1 pseudogene is annotated in these 499 nt (G+C 71.5%); it reads right to left on the reverse strand.

Annotated elements, in window-relative coordinates:
* Window positions 1-118: 118 nt before the first annotated feature.
* Window positions 119-499, reverse strand: a pseudogene (locus tag G3N94_RS41855) (hypothetical protein); the annotation flags it as partial.

Consider the following 499-nt stretch of genomic DNA (forward strand, 5'->3'; position numbering starts at 1 on the left):
TCCGCGGCCGCGCCCGCATGCAGCGCGGCCGCGCCCGCGATCAGTGGCGTCGGCTTCCAGCGGCGTGCGTCGCCGGCCTGCGGCGGTGAAACGGTCGACGGCGCGGTCGATGGCGAGTTCATGCGTGGCCTCCGTGCGGACGATCGGCGTTTGCGGCGGCGTTTGCAGCGGCGGCGGAGACGGCGGTGGTGGAGGCCGAGACGGCGGCGGCAGTGGCGGTAGCGGTAGCTCGTGGCGCGAGAATCGCCGCGAACGCGAGCGCGAGGATCGCGCCGGGGCCGACGGTCAGCCCGAAGGTTTCGAGGAGCGGCACGCGCGACAGCGTGAGCAGCCCGAAGCCGGCGACCGTCGCGAGGTTCGCGATCAGCAGCGACACGAGCGTGTAAGGCGTGACGGGCTGCGCATCGTCGCGCTTGCAGAAGAACAGCGCGTAGTTCGAGCCGACCGCGACGATCAGCAGCATCCCGATCAGATGCAGGATCGTCAGTTGCACGTCGGC

It is taken from the genome of Burkholderia sp. Ac-20353 (assembly GCF_017104785.1).
Taxonomy (GTDB): domain Bacteria; phylum Pseudomonadota; class Gammaproteobacteria; order Burkholderiales; family Burkholderiaceae; genus Burkholderia.